Origin of the sequence: Pseudomonas allokribbensis, assembly GCF_014863605.1 — a bacterium.
Classification (GTDB): Bacteria; Pseudomonadota; Gammaproteobacteria; order Pseudomonadales; family Pseudomonadaceae; genus Aquipseudomonas; species Aquipseudomonas allokribbensis.
Genome location: NZ_CP062252.1, coordinates 5,846,414 through 5,860,807, shown reverse-complemented (window position 1 = coordinate 5,860,807; position 14,394 = coordinate 5,846,414). Strand labels below are relative to the sequence as shown.

Sequence of the window (14,394 nt, the reverse complement as noted above, 5' to 3'; positions counted from 1 at the left end):
AGCTGACATGCAATTAAATGTAAATGACGCTCAAGCGATCGAAGTTTCCGAACTGACATTTGGCGGCGAGTTCAACGAGACGCTGGTTCACCAAGCAGTCGTGGCCTACATGGCCGGCGGCCGTCAAGGTAGCAAGCAGCAAAAGACCCGTTCCGACGTTCGTGGTGGCGGTAAGCGCCCATGGCGTCAGAAAGGTACTGGCCGTGCTCGTGCCGGTACTATCCGTAGCCCAATCTGGCGCGGCGGCGGCACCACTTTCGCAGCTCGTCCACAAGATCACTCCCAGAAGCTGAACAAGAAGATGTACCGCGCAGCAATGCGTTCCATCCTTGCTGAGCTGGTGCGTACTGATCGTCTGGTTGTGGTTCAGGATTTCGCAGTTGAAACTCCGAAAACCAAAGACCTGCTGGGCAAACTGAACAACATGAGCCTGACCGACGTTCTGATCGTGTCGGACGCTGTTGATCAGAACCTGTACCTGGCTGCTCGCAACCTGCCACACGTAGATGTACGTGACGTGCAAGGTTCCGATCCAGTTAGTCTGATCGCATACGACAAGGTGTTGATCACCGTGTCGGCCGTGAAGAAATTCGAGGAGCTGCTGGGATGAACCAGGAACGCGTATTTAAAGTTCTGCTTGGCCCGCACGTTTCCGAGAAGGCTACGGTTCTGGCAGACAAGAAAGGCCAGTTCGTTTTCAAGGTTGCTACTGACGCAACCAAGCTGGAAATCAAGAAGGCCGTCGAAAGCCTGTTCAGCGTGAAAGTTGAGCGTGTTACTACCCTGAACGTTCTGGGTAAGAGCAAGCGCACCGCTCGCGGTCTGGGCAAGCGTAATGACTGGAAGAAGGCAGTTATCTCCCTTCAGCCAGGCCAAGATCTCGATTTCAGCAGCAGTGCTGAGTAAGGAAGGGGTGCATCATGGCAATCGTTAAATGCAAACCGACTTCCCCTGGCCGCCGTTTTGTGGTCAAGGTGGTCAACCAGGAGCTGCATAAAGGCGCTCCTCACGCACCGCTGCTCGAGAAAAAATCGAAGTCTGGTGGTCGTAACAACAATGGCCGTATTACCACTCGTCACATCGGTGGTGGTCATAAGCAGCATTATCGTCTGGTCGACTTCCGTCGCAACGACAAAGATGGCATCGCTGCCACTGTCGAGCGTATCGAATACGATCCAAACCGTACTGCTCACATCGCTCTGCTGCTGTACGCAGATGGCGAGCGTCGCTACATCATCGCCCCTAAAGGCGTGAGCGCTGGCGACCAGCTGATCGCAGGTGCTCTGGCACCGATCAAGCCGGGCAACGCTCTGCAACTGCGCAACATTCCAGTTGGTAGCACCGTACACGGCATCGAACTGAAGCCAGGTAAAGGCGCACAAATCGCTCGTTCCGCTGGTGCTTCGGCTCAGCTGATCGCTCGTGAAGGCGTTTACGTGACCCTGCGTCTGCGTTCCGGTGAAATGCGTAAAGTACTGGCTGAATGCCGTGCGACCCTGGGCGAAGTCTCGAACTCCGAGCACAGCCTGCGTTCGCTGGGTAAAGCTGGTGCCAAGCGCTGGCGTGGCGTTCGCCCAACCGTTCGTGGTGTTGCCATGAACCCGGTTGACCACCCACATGGTGGTGGTGAAGGTCGTACCTCTGGTGGTCGTCATCCGGTATCGCCATGGGGCTTCCCGACTAAGGGCGCGAAGACTCGTGGTAATAAGCGTACCGACAAAATGATCGTCCGTCGTCGCAAGTAAATAGAGGGATACGACAGTGCCACGTTCTCTGAAAAAAGGTCCTTTTATTGATCTTCACCTACTGAAGAAGATCGAAGTGGCGGCGGAAAAGAACGATCGCAAACCAATTAAGACTTGGTCGCGTCGTTCGATGATCCTGCCACAAATGGTCGGTCTGACCATCGCAGTACACAACGGTCGTCAGCACGTCCCAGTTCTCGTTAACGAAGACATGGTCGGCCACAAACTGGGCGAGTTCGCCGGTACCCGCAACTATCGCGGGCACGTGGCAGACAAGAAAGCCAAGCGTTAAGGGGTAAGGAAATGGAAGTAGCCGCTAAGTTGTCGGGCGCTCGAATCTCCGCCCAGAAAGCCCGCTTGGTCGCCGACCAGATCCGCGGGAAGAAGGTGGGCGAAGCGCTCAACCTGTTGGCTTTCAGCAGTAAGAAAGCCGCCGAGATCATGAAAAAAGTGCTGGAGTCGGCCGTAGCCAACGCCGAGCATAACGAAGGCGCAGACGTTGATGACCTGAAGGTCAGCACCGTTTTCGTCAACGAAGGGCGTTCGCTGAAGCGCATCATGCCACGTGCCAAAGGCCGTGCTGATCGCATCGTCAAGCGGTCTTGCCATATCACTGTCAAGGTTGCTGACAAGTAACGGAGTCGAAGAGATGGGTCAGAAAGTACATCCCATTGGCATTCGCCTGGGAATCGTCAAGGAGCACACCTCCGTCTGGTACGCAGACGGTCGGACTTATGCGGACTACTTGTTCGCTGATCTGAAGGTGCGTGAATACCTCCAAGACAAACTAAAAAGCGCGTCCGTAAGCCGTATCGATATCCATCGTCCGGCCCAAACTGCACGCATCACCATCCACACCGCTCGTCCAGGTATCGTTATCGGGAAGAAAGGTGAAGATGTTGAGAAACTGCGTCAGGACCTGACCAAGCAAATGGGTGTGCCTGTGCACATCAATATCGAAGAGATCCGCAAGCCGGAGCTCGACGGTATGCTGGTTGCGCAGAGCGTAGCTCAGCAGCTGGAGCGTCGCGTAATGTTCCGTCGCGCTATGAAGCGCGCTGTACAGAACGCCATGCGCATTGGTGCCAAAGGCATCAAAATCCAAGTGAGCGGTCGTCTCGGCGGTGCTGAAATCGCACGTACTGAATGGTATCGCGAAGGTCGTGTGCCACTGCACACCCTGCGTGCCGACATCGACTATGCCAACTACGAAGCTCACACCACTTACGGTGTGATCGGTGTAAAGGTTTGGATCTTCAAGGGCGAAGTAATTGGTGGTCGCCAAGAAGAACTGAAACCACAAGCACCAGCGCCTCGTAAAAAAGCTGCTAAGTAAGGGGTACGCCAAATGTTGCAACCAAAGCGTACGAAGTTCCGCAAGCAGATGACCGGCCACAACCGTGGTCTGGCACTGCGCGGTAGCAAAGTCAGCTTCGGCGAGTTCGCGCTGAAGTCTGTAGCTCGTGGTCGTCTCACCGCTCGTCAGATCGAGTCAGCGCGTCGTGCTCTGACCCGTCACGTAAAACGTGGCGGCAAGATCTGGATCCGTGTATTCCCGGACAAGCCGATCTCCAAGAAACCTCTCGAGGTTCGTATGGGTAAAGGTAAGGGTAACGTGGAGTACTGGGTTGCCCAGATTCAGCCAGGCAAAGTCCTGTATGAAATCGAGGGTGTTTCTGAAGAGCTGGCGCGTGAGGCTTTCGCCCTGGCTGCTGCAAAGCTGCCGCTCGCCACCTCCTTTGTTAAACGGACGGTGATGTGATGAAAGCGAATGAACTTCGTGAAAAATCCGCACAGCAGCTGAACGAGCAACTGCTCGGCTTGCTGCGCGACCAGTTCAATCTGCGCATGCAGAAAGCAACTGGCCAGTTGGGGCAGTCTCATCTGCTCTCGCAAGTTAAGCGTGACATCGCTCGCGTGAAGACTGTGCTCAACCAGCAGGCAGGTAAGTGATCATGGCTGAAGCCGAAAAAACTGTCCGTACGCTGACTGGCCGTGTTGTCAGCGACAAGATGGACAAAACCATCACCGTTCTGATCGAGCGTCGCGTTAAGCACCCGATCTACGGTAAATACGTTAAGCGTTCGACTAAGCTGCACGCGCACGACGAAACCAATCAGTGCCACATCGGCGACAAAGTCACTATTCGTGAAACTCGTCCGATGGCCAAGACCAAGTCTTGGGCGCTGGTTGATGTTCTCGAACGCGCTGTGGAAGTCTAAGGGCTAGGGGTCGGAGAAATTATATGATTCAGACTCAATCCATGCTCGATGTGGCCGATAACAGCGGCGCTCGCCGCGTTATGTGCATCAAGGTGCTGGGTGGCTCCCATCGTCGTTACGCTGGTATCGGTGACATCATCAAAGTTACCGTGAAGGAAGCAATTCCTCGCGGTAAGGTGAAAAAAGGCCAAGTGATGACTGCTGTTGTAGTCCGCACTCGTCACGGCGTACGTCGTGCTGATGGCTCCATTATCCGCTTTGATGGCAACGCTGCTGTTCTTCTGAACAACAAGCAAGAGCCGATCGGCACCCGTATCTTTGGGCCAGTGACCCGTGAACTTCGTACTGAGAAGTTCATGAAGATCGTCTCGCTCGCCCCAGAAGTGCTGTAAGGAGATCCGACATGCAAAAGATTCGTCGTGACGACGAGATCATCGTGATCGCCGGCAAAGACAAAGGTAAGCGCGGTAAGGTGCTGAAGGTTCTTGCTGACAACCGTCTGGTTGTTGGTGGTCTGAACCTGGTCAAGCGTCATACCAAGCCTAACCCGATGTCGGGCGTACAGGGCGGTATCGTCGAGAAAGAAGCGCCACTGCACGCTTCTAACGTCGCCATCTTCAACGGCGAAACCAACAAGGCTGACCGCGTTGGTTTCAAAGTAGAAGACGGTAAAAAAATTCGTGTCTTCAAGTCGACCCAAAAAGCGGTTGATGCTTGAACACTGCTAGGTAGAAGACCATGGCACGACTAAAAGAGATTTACCGGAAGGAAATCGCTCCGAAACTTAAGGAAGAACTTAAGCTTTCGAACGTGATGGAAGTTCCGCGCGTTACCAAAATCACCCTGAACATGGGTCTGGGCGAAGCGATCGGCGACAAAAAAGTCATCGAGCACGCTGTTGCTGACCTGGAAAAGATCACCGGCCAGAAAGTCGTTGTGACCTACGCTCGCAAATCCATCGCTGGCTTTAAAGTCCGTGAAGGTTGGCCGATCGGCGTCAAAGTGACCCTGCGCCGTGAGCGTATGTACGAGTTCCTGGATCGTCTGCTGTCGATCTCCCTGCCTCGGGTTCGCGACTTCCGCGGCCTGAATGCCAAGTCCTTCGATGGTCGTGGCAACTACAGCATGGGCGTGAAAGAGCAGATCATTTTCCCGGAAATCGACTACGACAAGATCGATGCTCTCCGCGGTCTGGACATTACCCTGACCACCACTGCCAAGAACGATGATGAAGGCCGCGCTCTGCTGCGTGCTTTCAAATTCCCGTTCCGCAACTGATTGGAGTAGGAAAATGGCCAAGAAGAGCATGAAGAACCGTGAGCTGAAGCGTCAGCTCACCGTTGCCAAGTACGCCACCAAGCGTGCAGCGCTGAAAGCTATCATCGTTGATCTGAACGCAAGTCCAGAAGCGCGTTGGGAAGCTACCGTAGCTCTGCAGAAGCAGCCACGTGACGCAAGCGCTTCGCGCATGCGTAACCGCTGCCGCCTGACTGGTCGTCCGCACGGCGTTTACCGCAAGTTCGGCCTGGGCCGTAACAAGCTGCGTGAAGCTGCAATGCGTGGTGACGTTCCAGGTCTGGTTAAAGCCAGCTGGTAATTGCTGTCAAAGTCTCGATGGTCGGGTTCGCAAGAACCTGACCATCGGTGGCCTTGAACATGAATCAAGCCCCTTTTGGGGCTTGATTCATTTCTGGGGTATGTCTAGAATGACCGGCTCGCCTGAGCCCGTGTTTTTTATGCCCGGAATTTCTCGGCGACAAGTAGTAGCCGCAAGGCTAATTTTTCTGTATTAGGAGCGTCTAGCCCATGAGTATGCAGGACCCGTTAGCGGACATGCTAACTCGAATCCGTAATGCCCAGATGGCTGAAAAGTCCGTCGTAAGCATGCCTTCTTCCACGTTGAAGGTGGCTGTAGCTAAAGTCCTGAAGGACGAAGGTTACATCGCGGGTTATCAGATCAGCAGCGAAACAAAACCACTGCTGTCTATCGAGCTGAAATATTTCGAAGGCCGTCCGGTCATCGAAGAAGTCAAGCGCGTTAGCCGTCCAGGCCTGCGTCAGTACAAGTCCGTCGAAGATCTGCCAAAAGTACGTGGCGGTCTCGGTGTGTCTATCGTCTCCACCAACAAAGGTGTGATGACTGATCGTGCTGCGCGCGCTGCCGGTGTCGGCGGCGAAGTTCTTTGCACTGTGTTCTAAGGGGGGATAAGCATGTCTCGCGTCGCTAAGAACCCCGTTAAGCTGCCAGCCGGTGTCGAAGTCAAATTCGCAGGCCAACAGCTTTCGGTGAAGGGTGCCAAGGGCACTCTCGAACTGAACGTCCATTCGTCCGTTGAGATCGTTGAAGAAGCCGGTGAGCTGCGTTTTGCTGCTCGCAATGGCGATCAACAAACTCGCGCAATGGCCGGTACCACTCGTGCGTTGGTTAACAACATGGTCCAGGGCGTAAGCCAAGGCTTCGAGCGCAAGCTCCAGCTGGTCGGTGTTGGTTACAAAGCGCAAGCAAAAGGCACAGTGCTGAACCTGGCTCTTGGCTTCTCGCACCCAGTGGATTATGAACTGCCGGAAGGCATCACCGCTGAGACCCCTAGCCAGACCGATATCCTGATCAAGGGCATCGACAAGCAGCTGGTAGGTCAAGTGGCCGCCGAGATCCGCGACTTCCGTCCACCAGAGCCGTACAAAGGCAAAGGTGTGCGCTACGCGGACGAAGTCGTCCGTCGTAAAGAAGCCAAGAAGAAGTAGGGCATAGCAAATGACCGACAAAAAAGTTACTCGACTGCGTCGCGCTCGCAAAGCACGCCTGAAAATGCACGAACTCGAAGTCGTGCGTCTCTGCGTGTTCCGCTCGTCGCAGCACATCTACGCCCAGGTCATTTCGGCCGACGGCAACAAAGTCCTGGCAAGCGCCTCGACTTTGGATAAAGAACTGCGTGATGGCGCCACTGGCAACATCGACGCGGCCACTAAGGTTGGCCAGCTGGTCGCTACGCGTGCTAAGGCCGCTGGCGTCTCGCAGGTGGCTTTCGACCGCTCTGGCTTCAAGTACCACGGCCGCGTTAAAGCGCTGGCTGATGCTGCTCGTGAAGCTGGGCTGGAGTTCTAAGTTATGTCAAATAACGACCAAAAGCGCGACGAAGGCTACATTGAGAAGCTGGTTCAAGTTAACCGCGTAGCCAAAACCGTTAAAGGCGGCCGTATCTTCACTTTTACCGCGTTGACCGTGGTTGGTGATGGTAAAGGGCGTGTTGGCTTCGGCCGTGGCAAGTCGCGTGAAGTGCCTGCTGCGATCCAGAAGGCAATGGAAGCTGCTCGCCGCAACATGATCCAGGTTGATCTGAACGGCACCACTCTGCAGTACGCAATGAAGTCCGCTCACGGCGCTTCGAAGGTGTACATGCAGCCTGCTTCTGAAGGTACCGGTATCATCGCTGGCGGCGCTATGCGTGCTGTCCTCGAAGTTGCTGGCGTTCAGAACGTTCTGGCCAAGTGCTACGGCTCGACTAACCCTGTAAACGTGGTTCACGCCACTTTCAAGGGTCTGAAGGCTATGCAGTCTCCTGAGTCCATCGCAGCCAAGCGTGGCCTGCGTGTTGAGGAGATCAAGTAATCATGGCTACCGTTAAAGTTACGCTGATCAAAAGCATGACCGGCCGCATCCCTAACCACAAACTGTGCGTTAAGGGTCTGGGTCTGCGTCGCATCGGTCACACTGTAGAAGTCCAGGATACTCCCGAGAATCGCGGGATGATCAACAAGGCTTACTACATGCTGCGTGTCGAGGGTTAATCGATGAAACTCAATGATCTGAGTCCAGCGCCGGGTTCCCGTCGCGAAAAGCATCGTCCGGGCCGTGGTATCGGTAGTGGTTTGGGTAAGACTGGTGGCCGTGGTCACAAAGGTCAGACCTCCCGCTCCGGTGGCACTATTGCTCCAGGCTTTGAAGGCGGTCAACAGCCGCTGCATCGTCGCCTGCCGAAGTTCGGTTTCGTTTCCCTGAAGGCCATGGACCGCGCAGAAGTGCGTCTGTCCGAGCTGGCTAAAGTGGAAGGCGACATCGTCACCGTGCAGTCCCTGAAAGATGCCAACGTGATCAACGTCAACGTACAGCGTGTGAAAATCATGCTGTCCGGTGAAGTGACTCGCGCTGTCACTATCGGCAAGGGAATCGGCGCCACCAAAGGTGCGCGTGCGGCTATCGAAGCAGCTGGCGGCAAGTTCGAGGAATAAATGGCTAAGCAAGGTGCTCTCTCTGCGCTCGGCAAAGGCGGTATGTCTGAACTCTGGGCTCGTCTGCGTTTTCTGTTCCTGGCGATTATCGTCTACCGAATAGGCGCACACATCCCGGTTCCAGGTATCAACCCGGACCGACTCGCGGACCTGTTTCGACAGAATGAGGGGACCATTCTTAGCTTGTTCAACATGTTTTCCGGCGGCGCGCTGGAGCGGATGAGCATTTTTGCACTGGGGATCATGCCGTACATTTCGGCATCGATCATCATGCAACTGATGACAGCCGTCAGCCCGCAGCTGGAGCAGTTGAAGAAGGAAGGTGAAGCTGGCCGTCGCAAGATCAGCCAGTACACCCGCTACGGCACCGTCGTCCTCGCTCTCGTCCAGGCCATTGGCATGTCCATTGGTCTGGCGGGGCAGGGCGTTGCGTTCACTGGTGACTTTGGCTTCCATTTCGTCGCGGTATCCACTTTTGTGGCTGGTGCGATGTTCATGATGTGGCTGGGTGAGCAGATTACTGAGCGTGGTGTAGGCAACGGTATCTCGATGTTGATTTTTTCGGGTATCGTCGCCGGTCTTCCGAGAGCAATCGGGCAGTCTTTCGAGTCTGCGCGTCAGGGTGATATCAACATCTTCGCCTTGGTTGCCATCGGTTTGCTGGCAGTAGCGATTATCGGTTTCGTGGTGTTCATTGAGCGTGGTCAGCGTCGTATCGCCGTTCACTACGCCAAGCGTCAGCAAGGCCGCAAGGTTTTCGCTGCGCAGACTAGCCACTTGCCGCTGAAGGTGAACATGGCCGGTGTTATTCCGGCTATTTTCGCGAGCAGCATTTTGCTGTTCCCGGCTTCGCTGGGTGCCTGGTTCGGTCAGTCTGAAGGTATGGGCTGGTTGCAGGACATCTCGCAGTCGATCGCTCCTGGTCAGCCGTTGAATATTCTGCTGTTTAGTGCAGGGATTATTTTCTTCTGCTTCTTCTATACGGCGTTGATGTTCAATCCGAAAGACGTAGCGGAAAACCTGAAGAAGTCCGGTGCCTTTATTCCGGGCATCCGTCCAGGTGAGCAGTCCGCGCGCTACATTGATGGCGTTCTGACTCGCTTGACCATGTTCGGTGCTCTTTACATGACGGCCGTGTGCCTGTTACCCCAGTTCCTGGTGGTTGCAGCAAACGTTCCGTTCTACCTTGGCGGGACCTCGTTGCTGATCGTGGTCGTGGTTGTGATGGACTTCATGTCCCAAGTACAATCGCACCTCGTTTCGCACCAGTACGAATCCCTGATGAAGAAAGCCAACCTGAAGGGTTACGGCAGCGGCATGTTGCGCTGAGTACCCATAAGGTTCGAGGAGTTGGTGATGAAAGTTCGTGCATCGGTGAAAAAGCTGTGCCGTAACTGCAAGATTATTCGCCGCGAAGGTGTTGTTCGAGTAATTTGCAGCGCGGAACCGCGTCACAAACAGCGCCAAGGCTGAGTGTGATTGTGCTTCAAGCCCGGCAGCTAGTGCGCTGCCGGGTTGATTATTTGTTATTACAGCGATATTATCTCGCGCCCTATTTCTTGGCTTCCGGGGCGTAGGTAGCTGTCAATTGGAGTCCCACTGAATGGCCCGTATTGCAGGCGTTAACATTCCAGATAACAAGCATACTGTTATCTCGCTGACCTACATCTATGGTGTTGGTCGCACTACTGCACAGAAGATTTGTGCAGAGACTGGGGTAAACCCAGCCGCAAAGATCAAGGATCTGAGCGACGAGCAGATTGAACAGCTGCGTGGCGAAGTGGCGAAGTTCACCACTGAAGGTGACCTGCGTCGCGAAATCAACATGAAAATCAAGCGCTTGATGGACCTCGGTTGCTATCGCGGTCTGCGTCATCGTCGTGGTCTGCCAGTACGCGGTCAGCGTACCAAGACCAACGCGCGTACCCGTAAAGGTCCGCGTAAGCCGATCCGCAAGTAATCGCCCCAGCGAATCGACAGGAATTTAATCATGGCAAAACCTGCTGCTCGTCCTCGTAAAAAAGTTAAAAAGACAGTGGTTGATGGCATCGCCCACATCCATGCTTCTTTTAACAACACCATCGTGACCATTACCGACCGTCAAGGTAACGCTCTTTCCTGGGCTACCTCCGGTGGTTCGGGTTTCCGCGGTTCCCGCAAGTCCACCCCGTTCGCTGCTCAAGTAGCTGCTGAGCGTGCTGGTCAAGCTGCGCTGGAATACGGCCTGAAAAACCTCGACGTGAACGTCAAGGGTCCAGGTCCAGGTCGTGAATCCGCAGTCCGCGCTTTGAACGGCTGTGGCTACAAGATCGCCAGCATCACCGACGTGACGCCAATCCCGCACAACGGGTGCCGTCCGCCGAAGAAGCGCCGCGTGTAATCCAGGAGATTGTAAAGAATGGCTCGTTACATTGGTCCAAAATGCAAACTCGCTCGTCGCGAAGGCACCGATCTCTTCCTGAAGAGCGGCGTGCGCGCGATCGAATCGAAGTGCAACATTGAAGCAGCACCTGGTATCCACGGCCAACGCCGCGGTCGCCAGTCCGACTACGGCACCCAACTGCGTGAAAAGCAGAAGGTCCGTCGTATCTACGGCGTTCTCGAGCGTCAATTCAGCGGCTACTACAAAGAAGCTGCTGGCAAGAAAGGTGCAACCGGTGAAAACCTGCTGCAACTGCTCGAATGCCGTCTGGACAACGTCGTATATCGTATGGGCTTTGGTTCGACTCGTGCCGAATCCCGTCAGCTGGTATCGCACAAGTCGATCAGCGTTAACGGTCAGACCGTAAACGTTCCTTCGTACCAGGTTCGTGCTGGTGACGTGGTCGCTGTTCGCGAGAAAGCAAAAAATCAACTTCGCATTGTCCAAGCTCTCGATCTGTGTGCTCAACGTGGCCGCGTAGAGTGGGTAGAAGTAGACACTGAGAAGAAGTCGGGCGTTTTCAAGAACGTTCCTGCTCGCAGTGATCTGTCCGCCGACATCAACGAAAGCCTGATTGTCGAGCTCTACTCCAAGTAAGGGCTAGAAAATAGGTGCATCCATGCAGATTTCGGTAAATGAGTTCCTGACACCCCGCCATATTGATGTGCAGGTTGTCAGTCCAACCCGCGCCAAGATCACTCTCGAGCCTCTCGAGCGTGGTTTCGGCCACACCCTGGGCAACGCGCTGCGCCGCATCCTGTTGTCCTCAATGCCCGGCTGCGCAGTAGTCGAGGCCGAGATTGACGGTGTGCTCCACGAGTACAGCGCCATCGAAGGTGTACAGGAAGACGTAATTGAAATCCTGTTGAACCTTAAAGGTCTGGCTATCAAGCTGCACGGCCGTGACGAAGTTACGCTGACCTTGTCGAAGAAGGGTTCGGGGGTGGTTACCGCTGCCGATATTCAGCTGGATCATGATGTCGAGATCGTTAATCCCGATCACGTAATCGCTAACCTGGCGTCTAACGGCGCCCTGAACATGAAGCTCACCGTAGCTCGTGGTCGTGGTTATGAACCAGCAGACTCGCGTCAGAGCGATGAAGACGAAAGCCGCAGCATCGGTCGCTTGCAGCTTGACTCTTCGTTCAGCCCGGTTCGCCGTATCGCATACGTGGTGGAAAACGCCCGTGTCGAACAGCGTACCAACCTGGACAAGCTGGTTATTGATCTGGAAACCAACGGTACTCTGGATCCTGAAGAGGCTATCCGTCGTGCTGCAACCATCCTGCAACAGCAGTTGGCTGCGTTCGTCGACCTCAAAGGTGACAGTGAGCCAGTGGTTGTCGAGCAGGAAGACGAGATCGATCCGATCCTGCTTCGCCCGGTTGACGATCTGGAACTGACTGTACGTTCGGCTAACTGCCTTAAGGCGGAAAACATCTATTACATCGGTGACCTGATCCAGCGCACCGAAGTAGAGCTGTTGAAGACTCCGAACCTGGGCAAGAAATCCTTGACTGAAATCAAGGACGTTCTGGCCTCCCGCGGTCTGTCCCTCGGCATGCGCCTCGACAACTGGCCGCCTGCAAGTCTTAAGAAGGACGACAAGGCGACTGCCTGATCGTCGTAATCACCGAACGTAGTGTTTGGTAAGGAATGAACCATGCGTCATCGTAAAAGTGGTCGCCACCTGAGCCGCACCAGCTCGCACCGCAAGGCCATGTTCCAAAACATGGCAGTGTCGCTGTTCGAGCACGAGCTGATCAAAACTACTCTGCCAAAAGCCAAAGAACTGCGCCGCGTTGCCGAGCCGCTGATCACTCTGGCCAAGACAGACAGCGTTGCTAACCGTCGTCTGGCTTTCGACCGTACTCGTTCGAAAGCTATCGTTGGTAAGCTCTTCAACGACCTGGGCAAGCGTTACGCTACCCGTGAGGGTGGCTACCTGCGCATCCTCAAGTGCGGTTTCCGCGCTGGCGACAACGCGCCTATGGCGTACGTCGAACTGGTTGATCGTGCTGTCGGCGGTGAAGCTGTATCCGCTGAGTAAGACGTCAGTCTGAAACAAAAAACCGGGCCTAGTGCCCGGTTTTTTGTGCCCGCAAGAAATGCGCGGTTCGTACAAGCTTCTACCCTGTTTGTGTCTGCACTATGTGTGGGGATTTATCGTTAGCTTTTTTCTATTGATGACCATGAGTTAATGAATTTGTGGCTGTCATGTTGATGATCGATACTCCCCAACAAGCCGATTAGCCGGCAGTTCAAGACTGACAGAGGAAGAAGATCGCATGAGCCAGAACAAGACGCTTACGACTGCCAGCGGCGCGCCAGTCGCCGATAACCAGAACTCCCGCTCTGCCGGGCCGCGTGGTCCGTTGCTGCTCGATGACTTTCACTTGATCGAGAAGCTTGCCCATTTCAACCGTGAAAACATTCCTGAGCGCCGCGTGCACGCCAAGGGCTCGGGCGCCTACGGTACTTTCACCGTCACTCGCGATATCACGCAGTACACCAGCGCCAAGCTGTTCTCTGCGGTGGGTAAGCAGACGCCGACTTTCCTGCGATTCTCTACGGTTGGCGGTGAGCGTGGTTCCGCTGACACTGAGCGCGACCCTCGCGGTTTCGCACTGAAGTTCTACACCGAAGAAGGCAACTGGGACATCGTCGGCAATAACACGCCAGTGTTCTTCATTCGCGATCCGCTGAAATTCCCTGACTTTATCCACACCCAGAAACGCCTGCCGCAGAGCAATCTGAAAAGTGCGCAGATGATGTGGGATTTTTGGTCGCACTCGCCGGAGGCGTTGCACCAGGTCACCATTCTGTTTTCCGATCGCGGTATTCCAGACGGCTACCGCCACATGCACGGCTTCGGCAGTCACACGTACAGCTTGATCAGTGCGCAAGGCGAACGTCACTGGGTGAAATGGCACTACAAAACCAAGCAAGGGATCAAGAACCTTGCGCCGGCAGATGCGGCACGCCTGGCGGGTACCGATCCTGATTACGCGCAACGTGATCTGTTCGAGGCCATTGAGCGCGGCGACTTCCCGAAATGGAGCGTGTGCATCCAGATCATGACCGAAGCCCAGGCCGCAGCACATTACGAGAACCCGTTTGACGTGACCAAGACCTGGTCGCAGAAGGAGTTCCCGCTGATCGAAGTCGGTGAGTTGGAGTTGAATCGCAACCCGCTGAACTATTTCGCCGAAGTCGAGCAAGCTGCATTCGGCCCGAGCAACATGGTCCCGGGTGTTGGTCTTTCGCCGGATCGCATGCTGCAAGGTCGCGTGTTTGCCTACGCCGATGCGCATCGCTATCGCGTAGGCACCAATCACCAGCAACTGCCGGTGAACGCCCCGCGCAGCCCGGTGAATACCTATCAGCGTGACGGTTCGATGGCTTTCGGCAGTAACGGTGGTGCGACGCCTAACTACGAGCCGAACAGCTACGTAGAGTCGCCAAAGCAGGCGCCGCATTACGCTGAGCCTGCGCTGGCCTTGAGTGGCGCGGCTGATCGCTACGATCACCGCGAAGATACCGACTACTACAGCCATGCCGGAGCGCTGTTCCGTTTGATGAGTGACGAACAGAAAGCGCTGTTGGTCAGCAACATTGCCGGTGCGATGGCGGGTGTTTCGAGTGATGTCGTCGACCGCCAGTTGCAGCATTTCTACAAGGCCGACCCGGCGTATGGAGAAGCAATCGCAAAGCTGCTCAACGTACAGCTTAACGAAGTCTAAACGAGAAGCAGAACCGCCCTCATTAGGGCGGT

The 14,394-nt window shown here is 55.1% G+C and carries 27 protein-coding genes; all 27 read left to right on the top strand.

Translation table 11 applies throughout. From position 1 onward, the window contains the following. Positions 1-7 precede the first annotated feature (7 nt). The 27 genes from rplD to IF199_RS26860 all read left to right on the top strand — a co-directional run bounded on the left by rplD (position 8) and on the right by IF199_RS26860 (position 14,362). A complete protein-coding gene (gene rplD / locus IF199_RS26990; protein ID WP_003228735.1) occupies positions 8-610 on the top strand; it encodes a 50S ribosomal protein L4 in 603 nt (200 codons plus the stop codon). Beyond that, a complete protein-coding gene (gene rplW, locus IF199_RS26985) occupies positions 607-906 on the top strand; it encodes a 50S ribosomal protein L23 (RefSeq protein WP_002555488.1) in 300 nt (99 codons plus the stop codon). Before rplD ends, rplW begins: the two co-directional genes overlap by 4 nt. Positions 907-920: 14 nt before the next feature. Next, entirely contained in the window at positions 921-1,745 is an 825-nt protein-coding gene (rplB, locus tag IF199_RS26980; RefSeq protein ID WP_003186055.1) for a 50S ribosomal protein L2, read from the top strand. A 16-nt stretch (positions 1,746-1,761) separates the two neighbouring features. Further along, on the top strand, positions 1,762-2,037 hold the full coding sequence (gene rpsS / locus IF199_RS26975; protein ID WP_011336172.1) for a 30S ribosomal protein S19: 276 nt from the start codon (positions 1,762-1,764) through the stop codon (positions 2,035-2,037). An 11-nt stretch (positions 2,038-2,048) separates the two neighbouring features. Next, positions 2,049-2,381 carry a 50S ribosomal protein L22 gene (rplV, locus tag IF199_RS26970; protein WP_003103908.1) on the top strand — a complete coding sequence of 111 codons (333 nt, stop codon included), beginning with the start codon at positions 2,049-2,051 and terminating at the stop codon, positions 2,379-2,381. A gap of 13 nt (positions 2,382-2,394) precedes the next feature. After that, positions 2,395-3,081 carry a 30S ribosomal protein S3 gene (gene rpsC, locus IF199_RS26965; RefSeq protein WP_003176422.1) on the top strand — a complete coding sequence of 229 codons (687 nt, stop codon included), beginning with the start codon at positions 2,395-2,397 and terminating at the stop codon, positions 3,079-3,081. Between the two features lie 12 nt (positions 3,082-3,093). Then, complete coding sequence (rplP, locus tag IF199_RS26960) at positions 3,094-3,507, top strand: 50S ribosomal protein L16 (protein WP_003228729.1); 414 nt, start codon at positions 3,094-3,096, stop codon at positions 3,505-3,507. After that, complete coding sequence (rpmC, locus tag IF199_RS26955; protein ID WP_002555481.1) at positions 3,507-3,698, top strand: 50S ribosomal protein L29; 192 nt, start codon at positions 3,507-3,509, stop codon at positions 3,696-3,698. Before rplP ends, rpmC begins: the two co-directional genes overlap by 1 nt. A 2-nt stretch (positions 3,699-3,700) precedes the next feature. Continuing rightward, on the top strand, positions 3,701-3,967 hold the full coding sequence (gene rpsQ, locus IF199_RS26950) for a 30S ribosomal protein S17 (RefSeq protein ID WP_003194644.1): 267 nt from the start codon (positions 3,701-3,703) through the stop codon (positions 3,965-3,967). Positions 3,968-3,990: 23 nt separating this feature from the next. Beyond that, the gene (gene rplN / locus IF199_RS26945) at positions 3,991-4,359 is read left to right on the top strand and encodes a 50S ribosomal protein L14 (protein WP_002555479.1); all 369 of its coding nucleotides are present in this window, start codon (positions 3,991-3,993) and stop codon (positions 4,357-4,359) included. Between the two features lie 11 nt (positions 4,360-4,370). Further along, positions 4,371-4,685, top strand: a complete 315-nt coding sequence (rplX, locus tag IF199_RS26940; RefSeq protein ID WP_003186046.1) for a 50S ribosomal protein L24 — start codon at positions 4,371-4,373, stop codon at positions 4,683-4,685. Between the two features lie 20 nt (positions 4,686-4,705). Then, entirely contained in the window at positions 4,706-5,245 is a 540-nt protein-coding gene (gene rplE, locus IF199_RS26935; protein WP_003210069.1) for a 50S ribosomal protein L5, read from the top strand. A gap of 13 nt (positions 5,246-5,258) precedes the next feature. Then, complete coding sequence (rpsN, locus tag IF199_RS26930; protein WP_003228726.1) at positions 5,259-5,564, top strand: 30S ribosomal protein S14; 306 nt, start codon at positions 5,259-5,261, stop codon at positions 5,562-5,564. Between the two features lie 209 nt (positions 5,565-5,773). Then, on the top strand, positions 5,774-6,166 hold the full coding sequence (gene rpsH / locus IF199_RS26925; protein WP_003228724.1) for a 30S ribosomal protein S8: 393 nt from the start codon (positions 5,774-5,776) through the stop codon (positions 6,164-6,166). A gap of 12 nt (positions 6,167-6,178) precedes the next feature. Beyond that, complete coding sequence (gene rplF, locus IF199_RS26920) at positions 6,179-6,712, top strand: 50S ribosomal protein L6 (RefSeq protein ID WP_025129400.1); 534 nt, start codon at positions 6,179-6,181, stop codon at positions 6,710-6,712. A gap of 10 nt (positions 6,713-6,722) precedes the next feature. Continuing rightward, complete coding sequence (rplR, locus tag IF199_RS26915; RefSeq protein ID WP_003186037.1) at positions 6,723-7,073, top strand: 50S ribosomal protein L18; 351 nt, start codon at positions 6,723-6,725, stop codon at positions 7,071-7,073. 3 nt (positions 7,074-7,076) lie between these two features. After that, on the top strand, positions 7,077-7,577 hold the full coding sequence (rpsE, locus tag IF199_RS26910) for a 30S ribosomal protein S5 (RefSeq protein WP_007955637.1): 501 nt from the start codon (positions 7,077-7,079) through the stop codon (positions 7,575-7,577). A 2-nt stretch (positions 7,578-7,579) separates the two neighbouring features. Continuing rightward, entirely contained in the window at positions 7,580-7,756 is a 177-nt protein-coding gene (gene rpmD, locus IF199_RS26905) for a 50S ribosomal protein L30 (RefSeq protein WP_003176408.1), read from the top strand. A gap of 3 nt (positions 7,757-7,759) precedes the next feature. Further along, positions 7,760-8,197 carry a 50S ribosomal protein L15 gene (gene rplO / locus IF199_RS26900; protein ID WP_003228720.1) on the top strand — a complete coding sequence of 146 codons (438 nt, stop codon included), beginning with the start codon at positions 7,760-7,762 and terminating at the stop codon, positions 8,195-8,197. Beyond that, positions 8,198-9,526 carry a preprotein translocase subunit SecY gene (gene secY / locus IF199_RS26895; RefSeq protein WP_003228718.1) on the top strand — a complete coding sequence of 443 codons (1,329 nt, stop codon included), beginning with the start codon at positions 8,198-8,200 and terminating at the stop codon, positions 9,524-9,526. A 27-nt stretch (positions 9,527-9,553) separates the two neighbouring features. Then, the gene (rpmJ, locus tag IF199_RS26890; RefSeq protein ID WP_002555468.1) at positions 9,554-9,670 is read left to right on the top strand and encodes a 50S ribosomal protein L36; all 117 of its coding nucleotides are present in this window, start codon (positions 9,554-9,556) and stop codon (positions 9,668-9,670) included. A 130-nt stretch (positions 9,671-9,800) separates the two neighbouring features. Continuing rightward, complete coding sequence (gene rpsM, locus IF199_RS26885) at positions 9,801-10,157, top strand: 30S ribosomal protein S13 (RefSeq protein WP_009045849.1); 357 nt, start codon at positions 9,801-9,803, stop codon at positions 10,155-10,157. Between the two features lie 30 nt (positions 10,158-10,187). Next, positions 10,188-10,577 carry a 30S ribosomal protein S11 gene (rpsK, locus tag IF199_RS26880; protein ID WP_002555466.1) on the top strand — a complete coding sequence of 130 codons (390 nt, stop codon included), beginning with the start codon at positions 10,188-10,190 and terminating at the stop codon, positions 10,575-10,577. Between the two features lie 18 nt (positions 10,578-10,595). Next, positions 10,596-11,216, top strand: a complete 621-nt coding sequence (gene rpsD, locus IF199_RS26875) for a 30S ribosomal protein S4 (RefSeq protein WP_003176404.1) — start codon at positions 10,596-10,598, stop codon at positions 11,214-11,216. Between the two features lie 22 nt (positions 11,217-11,238). After that, positions 11,239-12,240: a DNA-directed RNA polymerase subunit alpha gene (locus tag IF199_RS26870; protein WP_003186012.1), complete on the top strand. Its 1,002-nt coding sequence runs from the start codon at positions 11,239-11,241 to the stop codon at positions 12,238-12,240. A gap of 42 nt (positions 12,241-12,282) precedes the next feature. Then, positions 12,283-12,669 (top strand): 50S ribosomal protein L17, encoded by a 387-nt coding sequence (rplQ, locus tag IF199_RS26865; protein ID WP_007955635.1) that lies wholly within the window; start codon positions 12,283-12,285, stop codon positions 12,667-12,669. 238 nt (positions 12,670-12,907) lie between these two features. Next, positions 12,908-14,362, top strand: coding sequence for a catalase (locus IF199_RS26860; protein ID WP_102620889.1), 1,455 nt, complete (start codon positions 12,908-12,910; stop codon positions 14,360-14,362). Positions 14,363-14,394: the final 32 nt, after the last annotated feature.

Excerpts from the sequence above, each read along its gene's own strand:
- rplD (WP_003228735.1), top strand. The coding sequence starts at position 8 with ATGCAATTAAATGTAAATGACGCTCAAGCGATCGAAGTTTCCGAACTG.
- rplW (WP_002555488.1), top strand. The coding sequence starts at position 607 with ATGAACCAGGAACGCGTATTTAAAGTTCTGCTTGGCCCGCACGTTTCC.
- rplB (WP_003186055.1), top strand. The coding sequence starts at position 921 with ATGGCAATCGTTAAATGCAAACCGACTTCCCCTGGCCGCCGTTTTGTG.
- rplV (WP_003103908.1), top strand. The coding sequence starts at position 2,049 with ATGGAAGTAGCCGCTAAGTTGTCGGGCGCTCGAATCTCCGCCCAGAAA.
- rpsC (WP_003176422.1), top strand. The coding sequence starts at position 2,395 with ATGGGTCAGAAAGTACATCCCATTGGCATTCGCCTGGGAATCGTCAAG.
- rplP (WP_003228729.1), top strand. The coding sequence starts at position 3,094 with ATGTTGCAACCAAAGCGTACGAAGTTCCGCAAGCAGATGACCGGCCAC.
- rpmC (WP_002555481.1), top strand. The coding sequence starts at position 3,507 with ATGAAAGCGAATGAACTTCGTGAAAAATCCGCACAGCAGCTGAACGAG.
- rpsQ (WP_003194644.1), top strand. The coding sequence starts at position 3,701 with ATGGCTGAAGCCGAAAAAACTGTCCGTACGCTGACTGGCCGTGTTGTC.
- rplN (WP_002555479.1), top strand. The coding sequence starts at position 3,991 with ATGATTCAGACTCAATCCATGCTCGATGTGGCCGATAACAGCGGCGCT.
- rplX (WP_003186046.1), top strand. The coding sequence starts at position 4,371 with ATGCAAAAGATTCGTCGTGACGACGAGATCATCGTGATCGCCGGCAAA.
- rplE (WP_003210069.1), top strand. The coding sequence starts at position 4,706 with ATGGCACGACTAAAAGAGATTTACCGGAAGGAAATCGCTCCGAAACTT.
- rpsN (WP_003228726.1), top strand. The coding sequence starts at position 5,259 with ATGGCCAAGAAGAGCATGAAGAACCGTGAGCTGAAGCGTCAGCTCACC.
- rpsH (WP_003228724.1), top strand. The coding sequence starts at position 5,774 with ATGAGTATGCAGGACCCGTTAGCGGACATGCTAACTCGAATCCGTAAT.
- rplF (WP_025129400.1), top strand. The coding sequence starts at position 6,179 with ATGTCTCGCGTCGCTAAGAACCCCGTTAAGCTGCCAGCCGGTGTCGAA.
- rplR (WP_003186037.1), top strand. The coding sequence starts at position 6,723 with ATGACCGACAAAAAAGTTACTCGACTGCGTCGCGCTCGCAAAGCACGC.
- rpsE (WP_007955637.1), top strand. The coding sequence starts at position 7,077 with ATGTCAAATAACGACCAAAAGCGCGACGAAGGCTACATTGAGAAGCTG.
- rpmD (WP_003176408.1), top strand. The coding sequence starts at position 7,580 with ATGGCTACCGTTAAAGTTACGCTGATCAAAAGCATGACCGGCCGCATC.
- rplO (WP_003228720.1), top strand. The coding sequence starts at position 7,760 with ATGAAACTCAATGATCTGAGTCCAGCGCCGGGTTCCCGTCGCGAAAAG.
- secY (WP_003228718.1), top strand. The coding sequence starts at position 8,198 with ATGGCTAAGCAAGGTGCTCTCTCTGCGCTCGGCAAAGGCGGTATGTCT.
- rpmJ (WP_002555468.1), top strand. The coding sequence starts at position 9,554 with ATGAAAGTTCGTGCATCGGTGAAAAAGCTGTGCCGTAACTGCAAGATT.
- rpsM (WP_009045849.1), top strand. The coding sequence starts at position 9,801 with ATGGCCCGTATTGCAGGCGTTAACATTCCAGATAACAAGCATACTGTT.
- rpsK (WP_002555466.1), top strand. The coding sequence starts at position 10,188 with ATGGCAAAACCTGCTGCTCGTCCTCGTAAAAAAGTTAAAAAGACAGTG.
- rpsD (WP_003176404.1), top strand. The coding sequence starts at position 10,596 with ATGGCTCGTTACATTGGTCCAAAATGCAAACTCGCTCGTCGCGAAGGC.
- IF199_RS26870 (WP_003186012.1), top strand. The coding sequence starts at position 11,239 with ATGCAGATTTCGGTAAATGAGTTCCTGACACCCCGCCATATTGATGTG.
- rplQ (WP_007955635.1), top strand. The coding sequence starts at position 12,283 with ATGCGTCATCGTAAAAGTGGTCGCCACCTGAGCCGCACCAGCTCGCAC.
- IF199_RS26860 (WP_102620889.1), top strand. The coding sequence starts at position 12,908 with ATGAGCCAGAACAAGACGCTTACGACTGCCAGCGGCGCGCCAGTCGCC.